Source organism: Hymenobacter endophyticus, assembly GCF_032464715.1.
GTDB classification, from domain to species: Bacteria; Bacteroidota; Bacteroidia; order Cytophagales; family Hymenobacteraceae; genus Hymenobacter; species Hymenobacter endophyticus.
This window is the reverse complement of record NZ_JAWDJT010000014.1, coordinates 20214-39134: the sequence shown is the minus strand read 5'-3', so window position 1 is coordinate 39134 and position 18921 is coordinate 20214. Positions and strand designations below refer to the sequence as shown.

19 protein-coding genes are annotated in these 18921 nt (G+C 62.1%); 9 read left to right on the top strand and 10 right to left on the bottom strand.

The window, feature by feature from the left end:
- Positions 1 to 82: 82 nt before the first annotated feature.
- Together ROI90_RS17820 and ROI90_RS17815 are read right to left on the bottom strand one after the other, a co-directional pair.
- The gene (locus ROI90_RS17820) at positions 83 to 928 is read right to left on the bottom strand and encodes a DUF6615 family protein (protein ID WP_243520521.1); all 846 of its coding nucleotides are present in this window, start codon (positions 926 to 928) and stop codon (positions 83 to 85) included.
- A 170-nt stretch (positions 929 to 1098) separates the two neighbouring features.
- The gene (locus tag ROI90_RS17815; RefSeq protein WP_315999690.1) at positions 1099 to 2190 is read right to left on the bottom strand and encodes a hypothetical protein; all 1092 of its coding nucleotides are present in this window, start codon (positions 2188 to 2190) and stop codon (positions 1099 to 1101) included.
- 210 nt (positions 2191 to 2400) lie between these two features.
- Here ROI90_RS17815 and ROI90_RS17810 point away from each other — a divergent pair, with 210 nt between their 5' ends.
- Positions 2401 to 2952 (top strand): heavy metal-binding domain-containing protein, encoded by a 552-nt coding sequence (locus ROI90_RS17810; RefSeq protein WP_243520519.1) that lies wholly within the window; start codon positions 2401 to 2403, stop codon positions 2950 to 2952.
- 86 nt (positions 2953 to 3038) lie between these two features.
- Here ROI90_RS17810 and ROI90_RS17805 read toward each other — a convergent pair whose 3' ends face one another.
- The 8 genes from ROI90_RS17805 to ROI90_RS17770 form a co-directional block, all read right to left on the bottom strand.
- Positions 3039 to 4031 (bottom strand): DUF4396 domain-containing protein, encoded by a 993-nt coding sequence (locus ROI90_RS17805; protein ID WP_315999689.1) that lies wholly within the window; start codon positions 4029 to 4031, stop codon positions 3039 to 3041.
- A 64-nt stretch (positions 4032 to 4095) separates the two neighbouring features.
- Entirely contained in the window at positions 4096 to 4731 is a 636-nt protein-coding gene (locus ROI90_RS17800) for a DUF305 domain-containing protein (protein WP_243520515.1), read from the bottom strand.
- A 108-nt stretch (positions 4732 to 4839) separates the two neighbouring features.
- Positions 4840 to 7107 (bottom strand): TonB-dependent receptor family protein, encoded by a 2268-nt coding sequence (locus ROI90_RS17795; RefSeq protein ID WP_243520513.1) that lies wholly within the window; start codon positions 7105 to 7107, stop codon positions 4840 to 4842.
- Positions 7108 to 7280: 173 nt separating this feature from the next.
- A complete protein-coding gene (locus ROI90_RS17790; RefSeq protein WP_315999688.1) occupies positions 7281 to 7817 on the bottom strand; it encodes a DUF6122 family protein in 537 nt (178 codons plus the stop codon).
- 354 nt (positions 7818 to 8171) lie between these two features.
- Positions 8172 to 8744, bottom strand: a complete 573-nt coding sequence (locus ROI90_RS17785) for a DUF305 domain-containing protein (RefSeq protein WP_243520511.1) — start codon at positions 8742 to 8744, stop codon at positions 8172 to 8174.
- 138 nt (positions 8745 to 8882) lie between these two features.
- Positions 8883 to 9506: a helix-turn-helix domain-containing protein gene (locus ROI90_RS17780; RefSeq protein WP_243520509.1), complete on the bottom strand. Its 624-nt coding sequence runs from the start codon at positions 9504 to 9506 to the stop codon at positions 8883 to 8885.
- 9 nt (positions 9507 to 9515) lie between these two features.
- Positions 9516 to 9893, bottom strand: a complete 378-nt coding sequence (locus ROI90_RS17775; RefSeq protein ID WP_243520507.1) for a cupredoxin domain-containing protein — start codon at positions 9891 to 9893, stop codon at positions 9516 to 9518.
- A 3-nt stretch (positions 9894 to 9896) separates the two neighbouring features.
- On the bottom strand, positions 9897 to 12170 hold the full coding sequence (locus tag ROI90_RS17770; protein WP_243520505.1) for a heavy metal translocating P-type ATPase: 2274 nt from the start codon (positions 12168 to 12170) through the stop codon (positions 9897 to 9899).
- Positions 12171 to 12549: 379 nt separating this feature from the next.
- On the opposite strand from ROI90_RS17770, the gene ROI90_RS17765 reads away from it, so the two are divergent.
- The 8 genes from ROI90_RS17765 (at position 12550) to ROI90_RS17730 (ending at position 18892) form a co-directional block, all read left to right on the top strand.
- Positions 12550 to 13032, top strand: coding sequence for a hypothetical protein (locus tag ROI90_RS17765; protein ID WP_243520503.1), 483 nt, complete (start codon positions 12550 to 12552; stop codon positions 13030 to 13032).
- Positions 13033 to 13163: 131 nt separating this feature from the next.
- A complete protein-coding gene (locus ROI90_RS17760; protein WP_262922685.1) occupies positions 13164 to 13295 on the top strand; it encodes a hypothetical protein in 132 nt (43 codons plus the stop codon).
- A gap of 68 nt (positions 13296 to 13363) precedes the next feature.
- Complete coding sequence (locus ROI90_RS17755) at positions 13364 to 14311, top strand: heavy metal-binding domain-containing protein (protein WP_243520501.1); 948 nt, start codon at positions 13364 to 13366, stop codon at positions 14309 to 14311.
- A gap of 62 nt (positions 14312 to 14373) precedes the next feature.
- Positions 14374 to 15099 (top strand): DUF305 domain-containing protein, encoded by a 726-nt coding sequence (locus ROI90_RS17750; RefSeq protein ID WP_243520499.1) that lies wholly within the window; start codon positions 14374 to 14376, stop codon positions 15097 to 15099.
- An 88-nt stretch (positions 15100 to 15187) separates the two neighbouring features.
- A complete protein-coding gene (locus ROI90_RS17745; protein WP_243520497.1) occupies positions 15188 to 15745 on the top strand; it encodes a heavy metal-binding domain-containing protein in 558 nt (185 codons plus the stop codon).
- Positions 15746 to 15848: 103 nt separating this feature from the next.
- Entirely contained in the window at positions 15849 to 17093 is a 1245-nt protein-coding gene (locus tag ROI90_RS17740; RefSeq protein WP_243520494.1) for a TolC family protein, read from the top strand.
- Between the two features lie 12 nt (positions 17094 to 17105).
- Positions 17106 to 17735, top strand: coding sequence for a hypothetical protein (locus ROI90_RS17735; protein WP_315999687.1), 630 nt, complete (start codon positions 17106 to 17108; stop codon positions 17733 to 17735).
- Positions 17736 to 17746: 11 nt separating this feature from the next.
- Positions 17747 to 18892 carry an efflux RND transporter periplasmic adaptor subunit gene (locus ROI90_RS17730; protein ID WP_243520490.1) on the top strand — a complete coding sequence of 382 codons (1146 nt, stop codon included), beginning with the start codon at positions 17747 to 17749 and terminating at the stop codon, positions 18890 to 18892.
- Positions 18893 to 18921 lie beyond the last annotated feature (29 nt).

The window sequence follows — 18921 nt, the reverse complement described above, 5'->3', positions numbered from 1 at the left end:
TTACATTATTGCCACTTTTGGCAATTAATGATGCGCAAAGAATACACTAAGTCAACAAGTGAAAATAGTGCGCTTGTATGGTTTAGCGGACATTCTTGTCAGCAACGGCATCCGGGTTCAGGTCAATCAGGACGCGAAGCGGAGCAAAGCCATCGGGCAGAACATGGTCCGAAATGTTGTAACCCTGGTAAGGGTCCTCGTCTTTATCCCGCGCATACACCTGCCGGTAAGCAGGGGTAACAATTTCGTTTTCGGTGTATTTTCTCGCGGTCTTCGGCAATGGGCGGGGACAGCAGAAGATGCTCCGCAGCGGCTCCACCAGGTCAGGAAACACCTCGGTGAACTTCATGGGAGTAGTGCGCGTGACTGTCTTATGAATGTCCAGCGCTTTCACCAAGCTCAGGCCATAGTCCCCGATGGGGGCCACCCCGTGACAATCCTTACTGGTCGGCTTAATCGTTGGAAAATTGGTCTTTGACTTGCCTACGTACAACAGGTAAAAGGCCTGAGAACCAAACAACCGCTCGTGTAGCAGCAGCTTGAGCCACTGGTGAAACTCGCCTTTAACTTTGATTTTCAAATCATTGAACTCGCCTTCGTGGGACATCACCTTGGCCTGCAGCGCGTACCAGTCGTACTGGCCGGTCCCGTCCCCCACGAATAAATCAATGTCGTTGCCAAACACGGTTTCCACCGGCCACGACGTCTTGTATACCTTGACAGTGGCGGACCGGTTCCGGTGCGAGAACCTGGCCAAGTCCAGGATAAAATGGTCGGTCATTCCCAATTCGGAGAAGCTCAACCCAAAGCGGAAAACATCCGAGAGATGGCGATATACCCGTTGGGAAAGGTAGCTGGAATAGTCGCAAAGGCTCATCGGCGGAGGAAAACCAAGTAGAATGGCCTGTCGGATGGGGTCGGTTAACATTGAGGGCTAGCTTAGGAAACTGACCGCGCAATCTTGCGCATGGCGGCCGGAGAGTCGCCAAACTTGCATAACGCTTCGCAATGCTGGCGCAGCTCGGAGAACAGGATGTAGTGGATGGTGGCGCCAGCAGCTCGGATGGCCGGGCGCGAGAGCTGGACCTGCACCTCCTTCTAGCGGGCATCGGGCACGACCAGGTACAACGCCGTCTCGTGCTCGGGCATGGAAAACGCCAAATCCGTCAGGCGCAGGATGCCGCTGTAGATGCTGGTGCTCTTCTCGACCTCGAAGGCGGCCACTACCCGGCTCGTGCCGGGCGCAAACCACACGATGTCAATCAGGCGGATGGTGCTGGCCACGTCGGCCGGCACGGGCAGTTCGGGGTGCTGGTCGAGACAGAGAAAAGACAGCTTCTGGCCCCCGCATAGCCGGTTGCGGTCGTTGATGGCCGTGGTCACGTCGCAGCCCAGAGCCTTGCCGATGCGCAGTAGGTGGTGCTGCATCTCGGTGTGCTGGTTTTCCTCCTGCGCTTCGGACTGCACCTCTTTGTGGCGCTTCTGGGCCTGCTGCTGGTACTTGTCGCGCTCCTCGTCGGTGGTGAATTGCTGGTCGCCGGCAATCATCTTTTTCACGCCCACGTCAAAGAGCAGGCCGGCCAGTGCGCTGTAGTCCAGGCTCAGGTGCTGGCGGTGGGTCAGGTTCAAATCGCGCAGCTGCTCGCGCATGCGCAGGTACTCCGGCCAGGAGCCCAGCTTGATTTTCTGGCCAAACAGGGCGTTGAAGCCGTTGACGATGGCCGTGTTGCAGGGCGGCATCAAGGTGGGGTGCAGGAAGTACAGGATGCTGGCCACGGCCGGCCCCAGCCCCTTGATTTTGCGGCGGTCGAGTATCTCGATTTCCTTGAGCAGCTGCTGCTCGGTGGTGGCGGCCAGGCAGCTTTCCAGGAATTGCCCGAAAGCGCGCTTGTTGTCCTCGTGCTCGTAGATGTCGGGGATGCGCAGCTTGGGCTTCCAGTAGAAAGGGTGGGCCGCGCCCTGAAACACCTGCTTCTGCTCGCTGATGACGCTGAGCACGAATTCGAGCGAGGTGCCCTTGAAGTCATTTCCGAAGCTGCCCGCCTTGATGTCCTTGACCACCTGCTGCACCCCGCGCCGGATGGAGCGAAAGGCCTTCAGCCGCTCCTCGTTGTTGATAAACCAGGTGTTGTAAACGGACTCGGAATCGGCCTTGTATTGCTGAATAAGGGGCGGTAGAGCGGCGGACATAAAGGAGCGTAAGGCCAATAAAGCAGCTAAGATGCACAGAAGTGCTCAATAGCGGTCAACTCAAATCCGGCGCCCCATTCCTCCTTCAGTCGGCTCAGTTGCTTGCTTCCGATGAAACTGGCACAAATGATGATAACTGCCCGCCCAAGCAACCATTGCCGGCAGTATTCCCACCATGGGCCACTGGTCGCACTACCTCAGCTTTCCCTCATGAAAACTTCGCACTTACTGCTGGCCGCTACGCTGCTGGCTGCTCCGCTTTCTCTTTCGGCCCAGCACAACCACAAGCCCGGCGCCGCTGCCCACGGTCACAAGGCCGCCGGGGAAACCCACTCGCATAAATCTCCCCACGGGGGCACCGTGCGCACGGCGGGCAAGTACCACATTGAGCTGGTGCAGCACGCCAACGAAGTGCACGTGTACCTGCTCGACGGCAAAGAAAATTCCCTGGCCGTTGACCGTACCACGGGCTCCGTCATGCTGCTCAGCACGACGGGCAAAACCAGCACGGTCAAGCTCGCGCCCGCCGGCGACCACTTAGTGGCCGCCCTGCCCGCCGGTTCGATGCTGCGCACGGCCATCGTGAGCGTGAAAGCCAACGGCAGCTCGCTCAGCGCCCGGTTTGAAAAGCTGGACGCGGCCGCCAAAGCCGGCAAGGTGGCCGGCACGGCTTACGAGTGCCCGATGAAGTGCGAAGGCAGTGCCAGCGACAAGCCCGGCAGCTGCCCCAAGTGCGGCATGGCCCTCGTAAAAAAAGCCTAAACGCTGGTTAACCGCTGCAGGCTAACACCCTGCATGTTGATTTAGCCAGCGCGGCCCCACAACTCGTTGGGGGCTGCGCTGGCTTTTTACATTTGGTGGCCCGGCATATCCATGCCGGGCATGGCTTCCATCGGCTCGCCCGGCCGCATGGATAAGTCGCCGTAGCGAGCCGCCAACCAATAGCCGACCGCCAGCATCACCAGCGTTATCAAGGTGACCGCCGCTTTGCGCACGCCCGACACCTGGGCTCCGCCTTCCGTGCTCATAGGCATCGCGGCCATGGCGTGCCCGCCGTGCGCCGTCGCGGGGGCCACGGAGTGCGACATACCGCCCATGGAATGGCCGGCATGCGCCAAAGCACTGACTTCTTCCTGTGCTGCCCCGCCTTTGCCCAATGCGCGCTCGGTGCCCATGCCGTGCTTGAGCTGGTTTTTAACCAGCCAGTAGTTGACGGGGTAAGAGACCACCACGCCCACCAGCGTTGCGGCCGACATGGCCGCCCAGAACCAGGGCGAAGTGGCTTCCATAGCCCGCATGTCGCGGGTCATCAGAATCACCATGGTGGGCAGCATGCCGGCCATCATGGCGTTCATCGACATCCACTCCGGCAGAAAGGACTGACGCAGGGCCTCCCCATAGCTCAGGCCCATCATGTCTTTCATGAACAGGGCCTGGAAGATGAACAGGCCGAAGACAAAGCCGGCGGCGTACTCTATCCAGATGTCCACGCCCATGCTCAGCCCAAAGTAGCCGGTGAGGGCCGCGGCCACGATGATGCCCGTCGCGTCGCCCGCTGCGCAGTGAATTGTGGAGCCCACGGCCTGCTTCCAGAGCGGCGCTATAAAGGCCTCGTGGGTGCCTGGCGAAGGCTCGCGGCATGAAAACCAGTAGATAAGCAGGCCGACCGGGCCGGTGTAGAGCGTGACCAGAACCCAGCCCCACTTCATGACCTTCATTTCGGGCGTGCGGGTGAACAGGTCCCAGGCCACGTAGAGCACCGAGAGCAGCGTCAGGCCAAACCAGACCCAGAGAGCCCAGTTCGGTGCCCAGGGAGTATTGTGCATTTCCATAAGGGGCATGAATCAAAGTAAAAAAGCAGCGAACCCGAGGGTTCGCTGCTTAGGGATACGAGTGAGGAAAGTCCTAGTATTTCTTGTTGGCCAGCAGAAAGTCCTGCAGCATCTTGATTTCCATCTTCTGGTCGGTAATGATTTGCTGGGCCAGCACCTTGGTGGCGTTGTCGCGGCCGAACTTGAGCAGGGCGTCCGAATTCTCAATGGCGGCCTGGTGGTGGTCAATCATCAGCTGGGCAAAGTCGAAGTCCGGGTCGCCGGTGAGGGGGCGCAAATCCACGGCCTTCATCATCTGCATCATGTTCATCATCTGCAGGGCGTTGAACTCGGGGACGGCCGGGGCGTGCGCCGGGTGGCCCGCCAGAAAGGCGTTGAACTGAGCGATTTCGGCCTGCTGCTTGTCGATAATCGTCTGGGCCATGGCCTTCATCTCGGCACTTTTGCCGCTTTTAATCTCCTCCTGGCTGTTTTTGATGGCTATCTGGTGGTGCATAATCATCATGGTGGAGTAGTCGTTGTCCGGGTCCTGCGTTTTGGGCATGGACTCCATCATGGCCATGCCCTCGTGCATGTTGCGCATGTACACGCTCTCGTCGTGGCCGATGAGCTCCAAGCCGTTGTCGTCGTCCTTGTCGCAGCTGGTAACGGAAAGGGTAGCCCCAAGCAGGCTCAACGCGAGCAGGGGCATTCGAAATATCTTGTTCATGGGTAGCGGTCGTTAATAAAAAAGCTACCCTTAAAAACGGCAAAGCCCAGGCGTGGATTTGCGACAATCCCGCCCAGGCTTGCATAATTTCCGAGTTAAACGCCGCCGTTACAGCGTGAGGCCCAGCCCGGCAAACCACGTGCGGCCGTCGGCGGGCAGGATGCCCGGACCGGGGTAGCCACCGGCCCGGCGGGTGAAGTAGCGGGCGTCGAACACGTTGTTTACGCCGCCGCTGAGGCGGTAGCGGCCCTCGCGGCCCAGCTTCCAGGTAGCGGAGAAGTCGGCCACCTGGTAGGCCGGAATAGCGCCGGTCTGGGCGTTGGCCGTGGGCTCCTCGGTGTTGTTAGCGTCGGCGTATACCTTGCCCACTTGGCTGAACTGCCCCGTCACCGACAAGCTTTTGTGAGCGAAAGTGAGGCCCGTGCGCAGGGTCTGCCGCGGAGCGTTTTCCACGTATTTGCCCTCCAGGTTGCTTTCCACAATCTGCGTATTGGTGCCCGTGCCGGTGAGCGTGGTTACAGGCAGGCTGCCGTAGCGGGCATCAAGCAAACTCAGGGCGGCAAACAGGTCGAGGTGGGGCAGGTTGAAGTTGCCGGTAATCGAGTGAATCAAGTCCAGCTCGGCGTAGGCCTCCAGGCCGTGGGTTTGGGTGCGGCCCAGATTGGTGCGAAACTGCTGGGTCTGGCCGGCGGTGCCGCCGGGCACGGGCCGGCGGATGGTGCCGATACGGTCCTCGTAGTTGAGGAAGAAGTAGCCCACGTCGAAGCGCAGCCAATTCTTGTAGTTGCCGCGGTAGCCAATCTCAGCGGTGTAGCCGCGGGCGTCCTTCAGGTTGGGGTCGATGACGTCGGCCGTGGCCGGGGGTATCAGGTCGCCGAACAGCACGGGCCGGAAAGCCCGCGAGTAGTTGGCGTACAGGTTAGTGGTGGGCGACACTTGAAATTCGCTGCCCAGTCCGTAAAGCAGCACGTTGCGCTGACTTTTCTGGTCGGGCACGCGGTTTTCGGTGCCATTAGCCGCCCGACCCAAGTAGCCGGTGCCGGAGTTGCGCAGGTAGTCGTAGCGCACGCCGGGCGTGAAGCTCAGCCGGGGGCTCACGTGCAACAGCAGCTCGGCGAAGGCGGCGGCGTTGGTGGTGGTAAACTCAAACTCGTTCGTGAACAGCCCACTGCCGGTCAAGCTCAGGTCGTAGTCCGAGGCCGTGGTGCCCGTGCCGCGCTGCCGGCGCTCGGTGGTGGCGCGGTAGGCTCGCAGGCCGGTGGCCAGCGTGTGGGTGCGGCCCAAAAAGTCCACGTCCTGGGTCAGGCGCAGCTCGGCGCCCAGGTTGCGGTAGTCGTCGCGGTCCACTTGGCGGGGAGCAAACTGCCGGGTGCGGCGGTTCACGGTGTCTAGGGCGGGCAGGGCGGCCACGAAGCCCACGCTGTTGCGCGACGCTATTAAGCCAAAGGTTTTCAGGTTAATGCGGGTCCGCTCGCTGGCCTTGTAGTCCAGCGTCAGGGCTGGAATCAGCCAAGGCGTGCTGAGCCAGTTGCGCTCCCGGGTGCTCTGGCGGCTGTTCTGCGCAAACTGGGCGTCGGTGAGGCCACCGGGCTGCTGCAGCTGGTTGGTCAGGTAGGTTAGCTCGGCGTTCAGGGTCAGGCGCTCGGTGAGGGCCACGTGCACGTTGCCGTGCAGGTCGTCCACACTGAACTGGTTGAAGGGCCGCCAGCCGTTGCCCTGGCGGTGGCGGTAGTAGGCGTAGTAGTTCACCTTGCCCACCGTGCCGCCCACGGCGTTGTAGGAGTTGAACAGACCGTTGGAGCCGGCCGTGTTGCTGGTTTCAATCTCGACTTTCTTGTCGCGGGACCCGCGCTTGAGCTCGTAGTTGAGCAGGCCGCCGAACTGGGGCCCGAACTGCAGGCCCGCCCCGCCACGCAGCAGCTGGATGCGCTCCACGGCTTCCATGGGCGGGTTGTAGTAGGCTTCGGGGTAGCCAAACGCGTCGGCGCTCATGTCGTAGCCGTTCTGACGCGTGTTGAACTCCCAGCTGCGGTTGGGGCTCAGGCCCCGGGTGGCCACGTTAATCTGCTGGCCGGAGCCATCGTTTTCCCACACCATCAGGCCGGGCACGCGGGCCATCACCTGGCGCATGTTGTTCTGCACCAGGTTAGCGTTGACCTCACGGGGCTTGATGAGTTCGTTGCGGCGCCCGGCCGTAATCGTGGTGCCGTCCACGGGCGCCGCAAAGTGCGTAGCGGCACCCGTCACGGTGACTTCGCTCAGGGTCTGGCGGCGGGTGGTGTCCGGAGCTGGCACCTGCTGGGCCTGGGCCGTGGGGAGCGAAAAGAGGGTAGAAAGAGTGAAACCGCCGAGAAAAACGGCAGGAAAACAGCGCAAAAAATGAGTCATCAGGTAACCTTTGCTTGGGAAGATGCCACAAAGGTCGGCTTATTTGGAATGATTACAAATAAGAAACGCTTAACCATGACTTGCATAATTTCCGGGCTCCCACTTACCGCTCCCACCAGAAAACGTAAAAGCGCGCCACCCGCCAAACTTTTATATCCTATTTACTCGATTACTTCACGGCCCAGTAGCTTCCGCACCCGGTTGCGCAAGGCATAAATCCGGGAGTTGAGGTAGCACTCGTGGCAGTGGCTGAAGTTCCACAAGCAGTCCACCGTATCGGTGAACAGGTGGAAAAGCAGGCCCACGGCGACAATCTGTGTCGCTGGCAGCAAAAGCAGCAGAGCATACACTGGGATGGCGTAAAAGGAGTGCAGCGGATGATAGCCGATACTGCAGCGCAGCGGGTCGAAAATGGGTTTGGCCAGCAGGTGGTCCAGGTCAATGGCCATGGTGGCCAGCATCACCAGGTAAGCGGTTTGCCACACCAAGGGAAAAAACACCAGCGCCAGCACGACCGGAAAAACAAAGTGCAGGCCATAGTGCACCAGCGTTTGGGCACTGGATAACTTGGCGGTGGCATACTGTCGGCGCCCGCCCGGGGCCACCGGCGGGGTGGCGCCGCGCGCAGTACCCCCGGGCGTTACTTTGGCAAAGCTGCTATCCGGCCGGTCCGCCGGGCTCCTTTTCTGCTTGGACACATAGTCCGGCGCGCCCGCGCCCCGGGGCGGAACCGCTGTCTTTACCCGCTGCGGCAGGGTGGCAGGGCGCTCCTGGGCGGGAACGACCGTCGCCGTATCAACGCGCGGTGCCAGTCGCGGGTGACGGTACCCGGCAGTAGCTGGGAACGACGGGACAACGGCGGAGGACCGGCAACCGGCTAGCCCCAGGCCAACGACCACGGATAGGATAAGGCGTAAAACAGTCAGGGTGCGCATTAGGTACCTTTCCGTGAAATAAGCCAGTGAGTGGCAAACCGGGCTACCCACCGCTCTCTAAAAGCAAAAAAGGCAGCCCTGCAGGAGCTGCCTTTTTGGATAGGGTAAAGCCAATGATTACCGGTTGCGCGAAATCCAGTTTTGCAGCGTGGCAATCTCCTGGCGCTGGTCGGTGATGATGGCCTGCGCCAGCTGACGCATCGTGGCGTTGCGGCCGTGCTGGAGCAGCGCCTCGGAGTTGTCGATGGCCGCCTGGTGGTGGTCCACCATCATCTGGGCGTAGTCCAAATCGGTGCGCATGGTCATGGCGCGGGCGTTGCTGGCGGCCATCATCCGGTCCATGTTGGTTTTCTGAATTTGGTTGAACTGCGGCACCAGCGGCTGCATGGGCTGGTGCCCACTCAGGAAAGTGTTGAACTGCGTGATTTCGGCGCGTTGCTTGGTAATCACGTCCTGGGCGATGGTTTTCATCTCCTGGTTGCTGCCCGCCCGGAGTTCTTCCTCGCTCATCTTGATGGCCGCGTCGTGGTGCAGCACCATCTGGGCGGCGAAGTCGTGGTCGGGGTCCTGGGTTTTGGCCTGCGCGTCCATCTGGGTCATCATGTCCATCATGATTTTCATCAACGGACTGTCGTGCTTCATGTCGTCCATGTCGTGGTCTTTGCAGGCCGAAAACAGGGAAACAAGCACAAGCAGGGATAGAATAGGCAAACGGAATAAGCGGTTCATGCTCACGGTCGGTGGGGTCTGATGGTGAGCATTATAAACGCCCAGCCTACCCGCCCGGTTTTTACACCGTTGGCCTTTTTCCTTGCATAATTTCGAAGGCTACAGCAGCGAATCCAGGCTGCGCCGGGCGTGGCTGGCGGGTCCGAGCCGCTGAAACTCAGAGGGCGTCAGGCCCGTCACCTGCCCGAACTGCCGCGAGAGATGGGCCGGGGAGCTGTAGCCCAGCTGCCCGGCCACCTGAGCAATGCTCAGCTCGCCGTAGCCGATGAGCTCCTTGGCCCGCTCCACCTTCTGGCGGATGATGAACTTCTCGATGGTCAGGCCTTCCTCCGACGAAAACAGGTGCGACAAATAATGATAGTCGCGCCCCAGGTGCTGGACCAGATAATCCGAATAGGTCAGCAGGCGCGGGCCCGGCTCGGGGTAGTGAATGAGCGTCACGAGCAGGGTCTTAATCTGCTCCACCAGTTGGGCCCGCGGGTCTTCGAGCAGGGCAAAGCCCGCCGCCAGCAGGCTAGCACGCACGGGTTCCAGGTCGGGCTCCTGGCCGTCGGCCGTGGTCACGTCGGCCTCGCCCAGCACCACACGGTGCACCTGCAGGCCCAGGGCGGTCAGGTCTTCCGTCACCACCCGGATGCACTGGGGGCACACCATATTCTTAATCAGCAGCCGGTGGGTACCGGGGGCGGGCAGCGTGAAGCCGGAGCGGAGTTGGGAGTTCATGAGCGGCATCTATTTGACGACTAAGCTACCGCGCAGCATGCCCATACCGCAGGTGAACGTAAAGGTACCGGCCTGCTGGGGCAGCAGCTCCACCAGGGTGGTTTTAAAGGCGGGCAGGTCGCGGCGGATGCTGAAGTCGGGCATCAGCAGCTCCTCCGAGCAGCTGTTTTCCTCGTCGCGGTAGAAGCTCAGCTGCACGGGCTTGCCGCGCTCGACTTCAATCACGTCGGGCGAGTAGCCGCCTTTGACAGTAATGTCCACTTCCTGCACCCCGCTGGAGGTGGAAACGGCGCTGGCCGTCTGGCGGGTGGAAAAGAAGAAGTACCAGATAACGAAGGCCGACAGGGCCAGGCCCGTCAGCGTCACAATGATTTCGGAGCTGTCCATAACTTAGTTTTTAGCGGGGGAGAAGCTGCGCAGGCGCAGCGAGTTGGTGAGCACCGATACCGAGCTCAGGGCCATGGCACCGGCCGCCAGCATGGGCGAAAGCAAAATGCCGAAGAAGGGATACAGAAGGCCCGCCGCAATAGGAATGCCCAGCGTATTGTAGATGAAGGCAAAAAACAGGTTCTGCTTGATGGTGCGGATGGTCTGGCGCGAGAGCTCAATGGCCGTGACCACCCCCTGCAAATCCGAGCGCATGAGTGTGATGCCCGCCGCTTCCATGGCCACGTCGGTGCCGCCACCCATGGCCAAGCCAATGTCGGCCTGCGCGAGGGCGGGCGCGTCGTTGATGCCGTCGCCCACCATGGCCACGATGCGGCCCTCAGCCTGCAGCTCCTTCACCTTACCGGCTTTGTCGGCGGGCAGCACCTCGGCGAAGTAGCGCTTGATGCCGACCTGGCCGGCTACCTGCGCCGCGGTCTGGGGGTTGTCGCCGGTCATCATCACCACTTCCAGGCCCATGCTTTGCAGCCGTTTGATGGCCACCGCCGACGTTTCGCGGACTGTATCAGCTACCCCGATAACACCCGCTGCCTTTCCGCCCACGGCAATGTAGAGAACGGTCTTGGCTTGGCCAAGCAGCTCGTCAGCCTGCCGGCGCACCAGGGGTGAAAGCGAAATACCGGCCTCATCGAGCAGGCGGAAGTTACCGATGAGCACTGCCTGCCCGTTCACGGACGCCTGCGCCCCTTTGCCTTCGATGGCTTGGAACCCCGTGGCGGCAATGGCAGTGGCTGCCTGCGCGTCAGCGTAGCGCACCACGGCCTCGGCCAGCGGGTGCTCCGATTGACGCTCCACGGCCGCTACGACCTGCAGCAGCTGGGCAGCATCCTGGCCCTCGGCCGGCACAAAGTCCGTCACGGCGGGCTCCCCGCGGGTAATGGTGCCGGTTTTGTCCAGCAGCACGGTGTTGACCTGGTGGGCTTTCTCCAGCGCCTCGGCGTTGCGAATCAACACGCCGTGCTCGGCGCCCTTGCCGGTGCTGACCATGATGGCGGTGGGCGTAGCCAGCCCCAGCGCACACGGGCAGGCAATGATGAGCACCGCCACGAAGTTGACCAGGGCCAAGGGCAGACGCGCTTCCACGGGCGCCAAGTCAAACCATAGCACAAAGGTGAGAATGGCAATGACCACCACCGTGGGCACAAAAATGGCGCTGACTTTGTCGGCCAGCCGCTGAATCGGGGCGCGGCTACCCTGGGCGTCTTCTACCAGCTTGACAATCTGCGAGAGCATGGTGTCGACGCCCACCTTGGTCACCCGGAAGCGGAAGGAACCGGTCTTATTCAGCGTGGCTCCGAACACCGGGTCACCGGTTTTCTTTTCCACCGGCAGGCTTTCGCCCGTGAGCATGGCCTCGTCCACCGCCGAGTGGCCTTCCTCAATGACTCCATCAGTAGCCACTTTCTCGCCGGGACGCACCACGATGAGGTCGTTAAGCTGCACCTGCTCAATGGGCACATCGACTTCCTGGCCGTCGGGGCGCACCACCCGGGCCGTCTTCGCCTGCAAACCCATCAGGGCCTTGATGGCCGCAGATGTTTGCGTTTTGGCCCGCAGCTCCAGCACCTTGCCCAGCAGAATCAGGGCTATGATGGTGGCCGTGGTGTCGTAATACACTTCGGGCATGATGCCCTGACGCATAAACCAGCCCGGCACCACCGTGGCCGCGAGGCTGTAGAGGAAAGCCGCGCCGGTGCCCACGGCAATCAGCGTATCCATGTTGGCGGCCCGGTGCTTGAAGCCGTTCCAGGCCGAAGTATAGAACTCGCGTCCGCTATACAGCAGCACCGGCAGCGTGAGCACCAGCAGGCCATAATTCAGCCACTGCATGTTCACGCGTGCCATCATCGCGGGCCAGAGCATTAGCATGCTCAGGGGCATGATGACAATGGCCAGCACCGTGGCTACCCAAAAGCGGCGCTTGAGCTTAGTATAAGCCAGGGCTTTCTGCTGGTCGATTTCGGCCTGTCGGTCCGCGGCTGACGTATCGGGGGTCCGCTCGGTCACGCCGTAGCCCGCCTTGATTACGGCCTCTTTTAAGGTGGCCGGGGTGGCCTGCGTCGGCAGATAGTCAATGGTGGCTTTTTCGGTGGCGAAATTGACCATGGCCCGCTGCACGCCGGGCGTGCGGGTCAGGGACTTTTCGACGAAGGAGGCGCACGACGCGCAGGTCATGCCTTCAATGTCGAGGGTTTCGGTCTTGGTTGTTGGTTCCATAGAAATAAGCAGCTGTAGTGCTGCATTGGGCCGGAAAACACAATGTTCCCCGGGCTAGAAAGCTCCTTACAAAGGAACGGCGCACCTGCGGCGGGGTTGGTACGGAATCCCACCTGAAACTTGCATAATTTGCACGTAGAGGGCCGGCAATGGATTTACATAATCCGGCCGAAGGCTTGCATAATTTTGCGGTCATCAATTGGGAGCATTTCGGCTAACCGCCGCTTAAAAGTGCCTGGTGGCTCTTTGCGGTCCTTTTTTGGAGGCTCAGCGGCCTGCCGCGGGAACGGCCCGGAAACTCTTTATTTAAAAATGGGGTAAATAGGCGGTACCGCCTTTTCGTAGAGAAGTCTACTTTTGCGGTTGCTTAGCGCCTCTCATGTTCCGTAGCCTGTTCCCTTTCCGCCGTTTGCTGGCGACGAGCTTCCTGCTCGTCTTCGTCAACGTGTTCGTGGGCCAGTGCTACTGCGCGACCATCAACCCGGTGGTTGCGGCGCCGATGGCCAAGGTCACCCCGCCGCAGAAGCCTTCGCATCCCGGCTGCCACGGTCACGGCAAAGGCCCGGCCCAGCAGCAGTCCACGAAGGGCAAGCATGACCATGCCAAGCACAGTTCCAAGCCCGCGGGCCAGGATGACTGCTGCAAAGACAACTCGGCCGCTATTCTTAAGTCGCTCGCCACGCCCGGCGAAAAGCAGCTGCTCGCGTCCGCGCCGGCGCTGCTGCCGGCCAGTAGCGACTTCTTTTTCCGGCCCGCGGCCGGACAGTGGGACCGTACCCATGCGGTCGTTCTGGTGCCCGGCGAGCACCTGCCCCCCAAAATACCCGACATCCGAATCTTTATTCAGTCCCTGACGGTCTGATTGATTTGACGTGCCCAAGGCTCGCCCTGGCATAGCGCTGCTATGTCTGGGGCGAGCCTTTGCGTTGGCGTGTCCGCCCGGCGCCTGGCTGCGCCCCCTCCCTCATCTTCCTGGTTTTATCCCGCCCAACAATGAAGAGTTGTTGCGAAGAAGCGGGCGCACCCGCCCCCAAAGGCCCGGTTCGTCGTCTGCTTTCTTACCTGCTCTACGCCGTAGTGGCCACCGTGCTGGGCTTCGTGCTCTGGCAGCAGTGGCATGCCTAGCCGCCCGGCAACAGCACCCTGGGCTACTCGGTGTAGCCCCCCATTCTGTTCAACCCCATTCTCTTTTTATGCACCGCATACCGCTTTCCCTGCTGGCCTTGGCCGGCATCCTCACCGTCACCAGCTGCTCGTCCGAAACGGAGTCCAGCAAAACCACTGACACCGTCACTACGCCCACCAACGGCCCGGCCGAGGGCACCGCCGAGCACGGCGGCGGCCACACCTACGCCTGCCCCATGCACCCCGAAGTCACCAGCACCAAGGAAGGCGACAAGTGCCCCAAGTGCGGCATGAACCTGGAGCACAACGACAAGGTGGCCAACGGCAAAACCTACGAGATGAAGCTCGTGCCTACGCCGACGGAAGTAACCGCCGGGCAGCCCACCACCCTGGCTTTCACGCCCCGCGAAACGGGCAATGAGTCGGCCCCGGTGCCCCTGGCTGTGGTGCACGAGAAGAAGATTCACCTCATTATCGTTTCCAAGGACCTGGGCCAGTTCTACCACGAACACCCCGAGTACACGGCGGCCGGCGACTACAAAGTCCAGTACACCTTCCCCAAGGGTGGCGACTACGTGCTGTTCCAGGATTACACACCCACCGGCTCGGGCCACCAACTGGGCCGCCAGCCCCTCACAGTGAAGGGCGCGGCGTATGCCCCGGTCAAGTTCAAGAACGACGACATGCAGTGGGAAAAGGACGGCTACCAGGCCACCCTCTCATTTGACAAAGACCTGAAAGTGGGCCAACTGCTGGGCATGAAAATCAACATTACCCAGGGCGGGCAGCCGGTGACGGACCTCGCTAATTATCTCGGCGCGCTGGGCCACGTGGTGGTCATCAGCGAGGACACCGAGCAATACCTGCACGTGCACCCCAACGACCAGGCCGACAAGGGACCCAACATCGGCTTTAACACCAACTTCGAAAAGCCCGGCCTCTACCGCGTCTTCCTGCAGTTCAACCACGCGGGCAAGATTCACACCGGCGACTTCACCATCAACGTGAAAGCCTAGCGTGCAGGCTTAGCCCCATCCCTGCTTCCCCATTTCATTTTTCCACTAACCCAACCAAACCCATGAAAAAGTCCGCTTTTTTCCTCGCCGCCCTCTGCTCGGGCTCCCTGCTGGTGGCCAGCTGCAGCAGTGACAAGACCGCCGATTCGACGGCCATGACCACTGAAACGCCCACTACGGAAGGCGCCGCCTCCGGTGACATGGCCGGCATGGACCACTCGGCCGGGGCTACGGGCAGCGCCGCGGGCGGTGACTCCCCGCTGATGGCCTCGATGAATGAGATGATGCAGAAGATGGAGGCCAGCAAGCCCAAAGGCAATACTGACCACGACTTCGCTCACCACATGCTGGAGCACCACAAGGGCGCCGTGGCCATGGCCGACATTCAGTTGCGCGACGGCAAGGACGCCACCATGCGCCAGATGGCCGAGAAAATCAAAGCCGACCAACTTAAAGAAATCACCGAGCTCGAAGCCGTGGCCACCCGCTTGGACAGCGCCCCGACCAACTACAAACCCAACGACCCGGCCGACCCCTTCACCAGCAAGATGAAGGCCTCGATGGATGGCATGATGAAGAACATGCCCCCCATGGTGGCCAACCCAGACATGAACTTCAACATGATGATGACGGTGCATCACCAGAGCGCCGTGGACATGGCCAAAGCCGAACTGGCCCACGGCAAGGACACCAAGCTCAAGGAGATGGCGCAGATGATGATTACCGCCCAGGAGAAGGAAATCGCCGATTTCAAGGCCTGGCACGACCAGAACACCGACAAGATGTAATGCCCGGGAGGCAGGTCGCACCGCCGGTTGGCGGGCGCGACTTGTGCCTATTCTCACCCATCCCCACCATATCAATTACCCGTTTCCCATGAAGATTGTAAAGATTTCATTCGTTGCCGCCGCTCTTTTCGCCCTCGCACCCCTGGCCTCGCAGGCTCAGCACGCCCACGGCGCCGGTGCAGCGGATAAGCACATTGCTCCCGGCGAAACCCACGCCCACAGTGCTCCGCACGGCGGCATGGTGCGTTCGGCCAAGCCCTACCACATGGAGCTGGTGCAGCAGCCCACTGAGCTGCGCATCTACCTGTTGGGCGACAAGATGGCCGCCGTGTCCAATAAGACATTGACGGGTTCGGTGATGGTACAGACCACCGACAACAAGACGGCCACCGTGCCGCTGACGGCTGGCGGCACCGACTACGTGGTGGCCAAGCTGCCCGCCGGCGCCAAAGCCCGCACCGCCATCGTGAGCCTGAAAAACGGCAGCGAGGCCCTGAACGTGCGCTTCGACAAGCTGGACACGGCCGCCAAGGCCAGCAAGACCGTGTCGGCCGCCTACACCTGCCCCATGAACTGCGAAGGCAGTGCCAGCGACAAGCCCGGTAGCTGCCCCAAGTGCGGCATGGCCCTGGTCAAAAAAGCCTAGGCGGAGCCTGTTTTTCGGACGCAGTGCGTCCGGGCCTTCTCCGTCTTGGGCCGTCTGCTGCTGCAACGGTGGGCGGCCCTATGACTGGCTTCAACCTGATTATATGAAGTATTTGAAAATGAAACGCGTGGTGAACCGATTGATGCTGACCCTGGTGCTCCTCGCACTGAGCCCGGCCGTGGTGCGCGCGCAAACCGTTATCGGCCTGGATAGTGCCGAGGCCCAGGCCCTGCGCCGGCATCCGCGGCTGCGGCAGTCAGACCGCGAAATCGAGGAGCAGCGCGCCCTCAAGCGCGGCTCGTTTGCGCCCGCCAACCCGGACTTTCTGTTTTCGGCTCCCACGGGCGAGATGTGGGCTCCGGGCGTGGTGCAAACCATCGACCTGCCCAACGTGTACCGCCAGCAGTCCCGCGTGGCACAAGCCGGTATCACCCTGGCCGAGCGCAACCGCGACGTGAGCCGGGCCAGCGTGCTGCGCGACACGCGTTTGGCCTACCTGAGCCTGCAGTTTGCCGAAGCGCAGGTGCGGCAGCTCACCTACCAAGACAGCTTGTTCCGGGTATTGCGGGTGGCCACTGAGCGCCTGTTTACGGCCGGCGAAGTCACCTCGCTGCAGCGCATCAGCACCGACGCCGAAGCCCGGCAGGTGACCGTGCTGCTGCAGCAAGCCACCGCCGACCGCCAGGCCGCCCAACGCCGTTTGGGTTTGCTGCTCGGCCGACCCGGCGAAGCCCTGGCTACCAGCACCGACCTGGGCCGCACCGGCGCGGAGCTGGTCCAAACGAGCACGGCGCTCCTCGCGGGCCTGCCCGCCGAAGACAGCAGCGCCCTGGTGCGCAGCCCCACTTTGGCCGCTGCCACCCAAAACGTAGCCCTCAGCCAATCGGGCATCAGTCTGGTGCGGGCCCGGCGTACGCCGGCTCTGACGGTGGGCTATCAGAACCAGGCGTTTGAGAACTCAGCCCTAAAGTACCGCTTCCAATTTGGGGTGTCGGTGCCCATTTGGTTCTGGACTTACCGCTCGCAGCTGCAGGCAGCCACGGCCCGCTCCCAAGCGGCCAGCTACCAGTTGCAGGCCCAGCGCCTGGAGCTCAGCACTCAATACCAGCAAGCCGTGGCCGATACGCGCAAATTCTCGGCCTCGCTGGGCTACTACGAGCAGACTGGCCTGCCCCAGTCGCGGGCCATCATCAGCCAGTCCCAGCGCCTGTTCCGGGCCGGGGAAGTGAGTTACCTGCAGCTCATTTTGAGCCTGAACCAGGCCTTTGCCATCCAGAATACCTACCTGACCACCATCCGCGACTACCGCCAGGCTTTGGTCGAGCTTAACTACCTGCGGGGCGAATAACCGTCAACCATCATGAAACAACTCCTCATTATGCTGCTGGGCCTGCTGCTATGCGGCACGGCCTACGCCCACGGGGGCGAGGACCACGGCGACGGACCCAAAGCGGGCACGGCGGCCGGCGCGACCTCGTTTTCGGTGGTCGCGCTCTCCGAGCAGTTCGAGGCGCTGCTGCGCTACGAGCCCCTGGAAGGGGGCAAGCCCGCCGATTTGCGCCTGTTCCTCTCGGACTACGCCACCAATACTCCCATCAAGGGCGCCAAGCTCACGCTCACCACCCCGGAAGATGCCAACCTGAAATGGGCGGTGACCGAGCAGGAGCCGGGCATCTACCTCGTGGAAGGCCAGTTTCCGGCCAACAAGGCCTACAGCTTTGCCCTCAACATCGTGGCCGGCGAGACGGCCGACTTGCTGCTGCTCGAAGGCATCAAGGTAGGAGAGAAGCTGCCCGTAGCGGCCGCCGCCCCCGCCGCCGCCACTTCGCTTTTCTCTTCCTGGAAAACCATCCTGGCCCTGGTCGGCGCCTTTGTGCTCGGCATCGGCCTGACGGCCCTGCTCATGCGGCGCCGGCGTCAGCCCCCGGAACCAGTGCTGCAAACCTCGGAGCAGGCGTTGACCGCCAGCCGCCGCACCCCTTTCCCTTAATGCGACCCGATATGAAAACCAAGCATAAATTCCTGGCGGCTACGGCCGCCGCGGGACTGGTACTCACGGTACTGCTCCTACCACCCGGCCTGGTGCAGGCCCACGGGGGCGAAGACCACGGCGGCACCGCCAAAGCCAGCACCGGCGTGGCGTCCACCGACGAGGTGCTGCTGCCCAAGGAAAGCCAGTTCCTGTTCGAGGTGCGCACAAGCCTGGCCGCCTACTCGACCACCTACAGCCGGGCCACGCTCTACGGCACGGTATCGGCCGCGGCCGGGGGCGAAGGCCGAGTGGTGGTGCCCCAGACGGGGCGCATCGTGAGCCTCGCCGCGCAGGTGGGTAAAACCGTGCGCGCCGGGCAGACGCTGGCCGTCATCGAGCAAACCCTGGACGCGACTCAGCAAATCGGCCTCAGCACCGAGCGGGCCAATGCTCAGGCAGAACTGCGCGCCGCCCAGCAGGACTACGCCCGCCTGCAAAGCATCGCCGACATCGCCGCCCGCAAGGACGTGGTGGCCGCCGAGCTGCGCCTGCGCCAGGCCCGCCAGAACGCCGGCATCCAGAACGGGCAGGCCAGCCAGCGCCGCGTGAGCATCACCTCGCCCGTGAGCGGCACCGTCGACGTGTTCAACCTCGCCGTGGGCCAACAGGTCAACCAAGGCGACGAGCTGTTTCGCGTCATCAACCCTGGCAAGCTGCGCGTCGAAGCCCAGGTGTTTGCCCAGGACCTGGCCAAGGTCACGCCCGGGGCCCGGTTCCGGGTGGAAGGCCTGCAAGGTCAAGCCGGCGTACCCGCCAGTCTCGTAGTGTTCAGCAACGTGGTGAACCCCGTGAACCAGGCCCGCCAGCTGGTGCTGGAGCTGGACGCGCAGGAAGGCAGCGCCTACCGCGCCGGCCAGGCCGTGAACGTGCAGGTCGTGGGCCAGACCGGCGGGGGCACCCCGCAGCTGGTGGTGCCGACCTCGGCCATCACCGATTTGAATGGCAAGCCCGTGGTGTTCGTGCACACCGAGCCCGAGCGGTTCAAGATTCGCTTCGTGCAGCCCGGGGCCGTCAACGGCCAGCAGACCGTGCTCGTGCAGGGGCAGGTCAACGAAAACGACCGCGTGGTCACCACCGGCACCTACCAGCTCAAATCCATTTACCTCAACCAATAGGTCCCCCTCCGCCGTGGCTGCTTCCTCCC

Coding starts and splice junctions, on each gene's coding strand:
- ROI90_RS17735 (WP_315999687.1), top strand. CDS start 17,106: ATGAAACAACTCCTCATTATGCTGCTGGGCCTGCTGCTATGCGGCACG.
- ROI90_RS17740 (WP_243520494.1), top strand. CDS start 15,849: ATGAAGTATTTGAAAATGAAACGCGTGGTGAACCGATTGATGCTGACC.
- ROI90_RS17770 (WP_243520505.1), bottom strand. CDS start 12,170: ATGGAACCAACAACCAAGACCGAAACCCTCGACATTGAAGGCATGACC.
- ROI90_RS17810 (WP_243520519.1), top strand. CDS start 2,401: ATGAAAACTTCGCACTTACTGCTGGCCGCTACGCTGCTGGCTGCTCCG.
- ROI90_RS17765 (WP_243520503.1), top strand. CDS start 12,550: ATGTTCCGTAGCCTGTTCCCTTTCCGCCGTTTGCTGGCGACGAGCTTC.
- ROI90_RS17745 (WP_243520497.1), top strand. CDS start 15,188: ATGAAGATTGTAAAGATTTCATTCGTTGCCGCCGCTCTTTTCGCCCTC.
- ROI90_RS17775 (WP_243520507.1), bottom strand. CDS start 9,893: ATGGACAGCTCCGAAATCATTGTGACGCTGACGGGCCTGGCCCTGTCG.
- ROI90_RS17780 (WP_243520509.1), bottom strand. CDS start 9,506: ATGAACTCCCAACTCCGCTCCGGCTTCACGCTGCCCGCCCCCGGTACC.
- ROI90_RS17820 (WP_243520521.1), bottom strand. CDS start 928: ATGTTAACCGACCCCATCCGACAGGCCATTCTACTTGGTTTTCCTCCG.
- ROI90_RS17805 (WP_315999689.1), bottom strand. CDS start 4,031: ATGCCCCTTATGGAAATGCACAATACTCCCTGGGCACCGAACTGGGCT.
- ROI90_RS17755 (WP_243520501.1), top strand. CDS start 13,364: ATGCACCGCATACCGCTTTCCCTGCTGGCCTTGGCCGGCATCCTCACC.
- ROI90_RS17800 (WP_243520515.1), bottom strand. CDS start 4,731: ATGAACAAGATATTTCGAATGCCCCTGCTCGCGTTGAGCCTGCTTGGG.
- ROI90_RS17760 (WP_262922685.1), top strand. CDS start 13,164: ATGAAGAGTTGTTGCGAAGAAGCGGGCGCACCCGCCCCCAAAGGCCCG.
- ROI90_RS17815 (WP_315999690.1), bottom strand. CDS start 2,190: ATGTCCGCCGCTCTACCGCCCCTTATTCAGCAATACAAGGCCGATTCC.
- ROI90_RS17730 (WP_243520490.1), top strand. CDS start 17,747: ATGAAAACCAAGCATAAATTCCTGGCGGCTACGGCCGCCGCGGGACTG.
- ROI90_RS17750 (WP_243520499.1), top strand. CDS start 14,374: ATGAAAAAGTCCGCTTTTTTCCTCGCCGCCCTCTGCTCGGGCTCCCTG.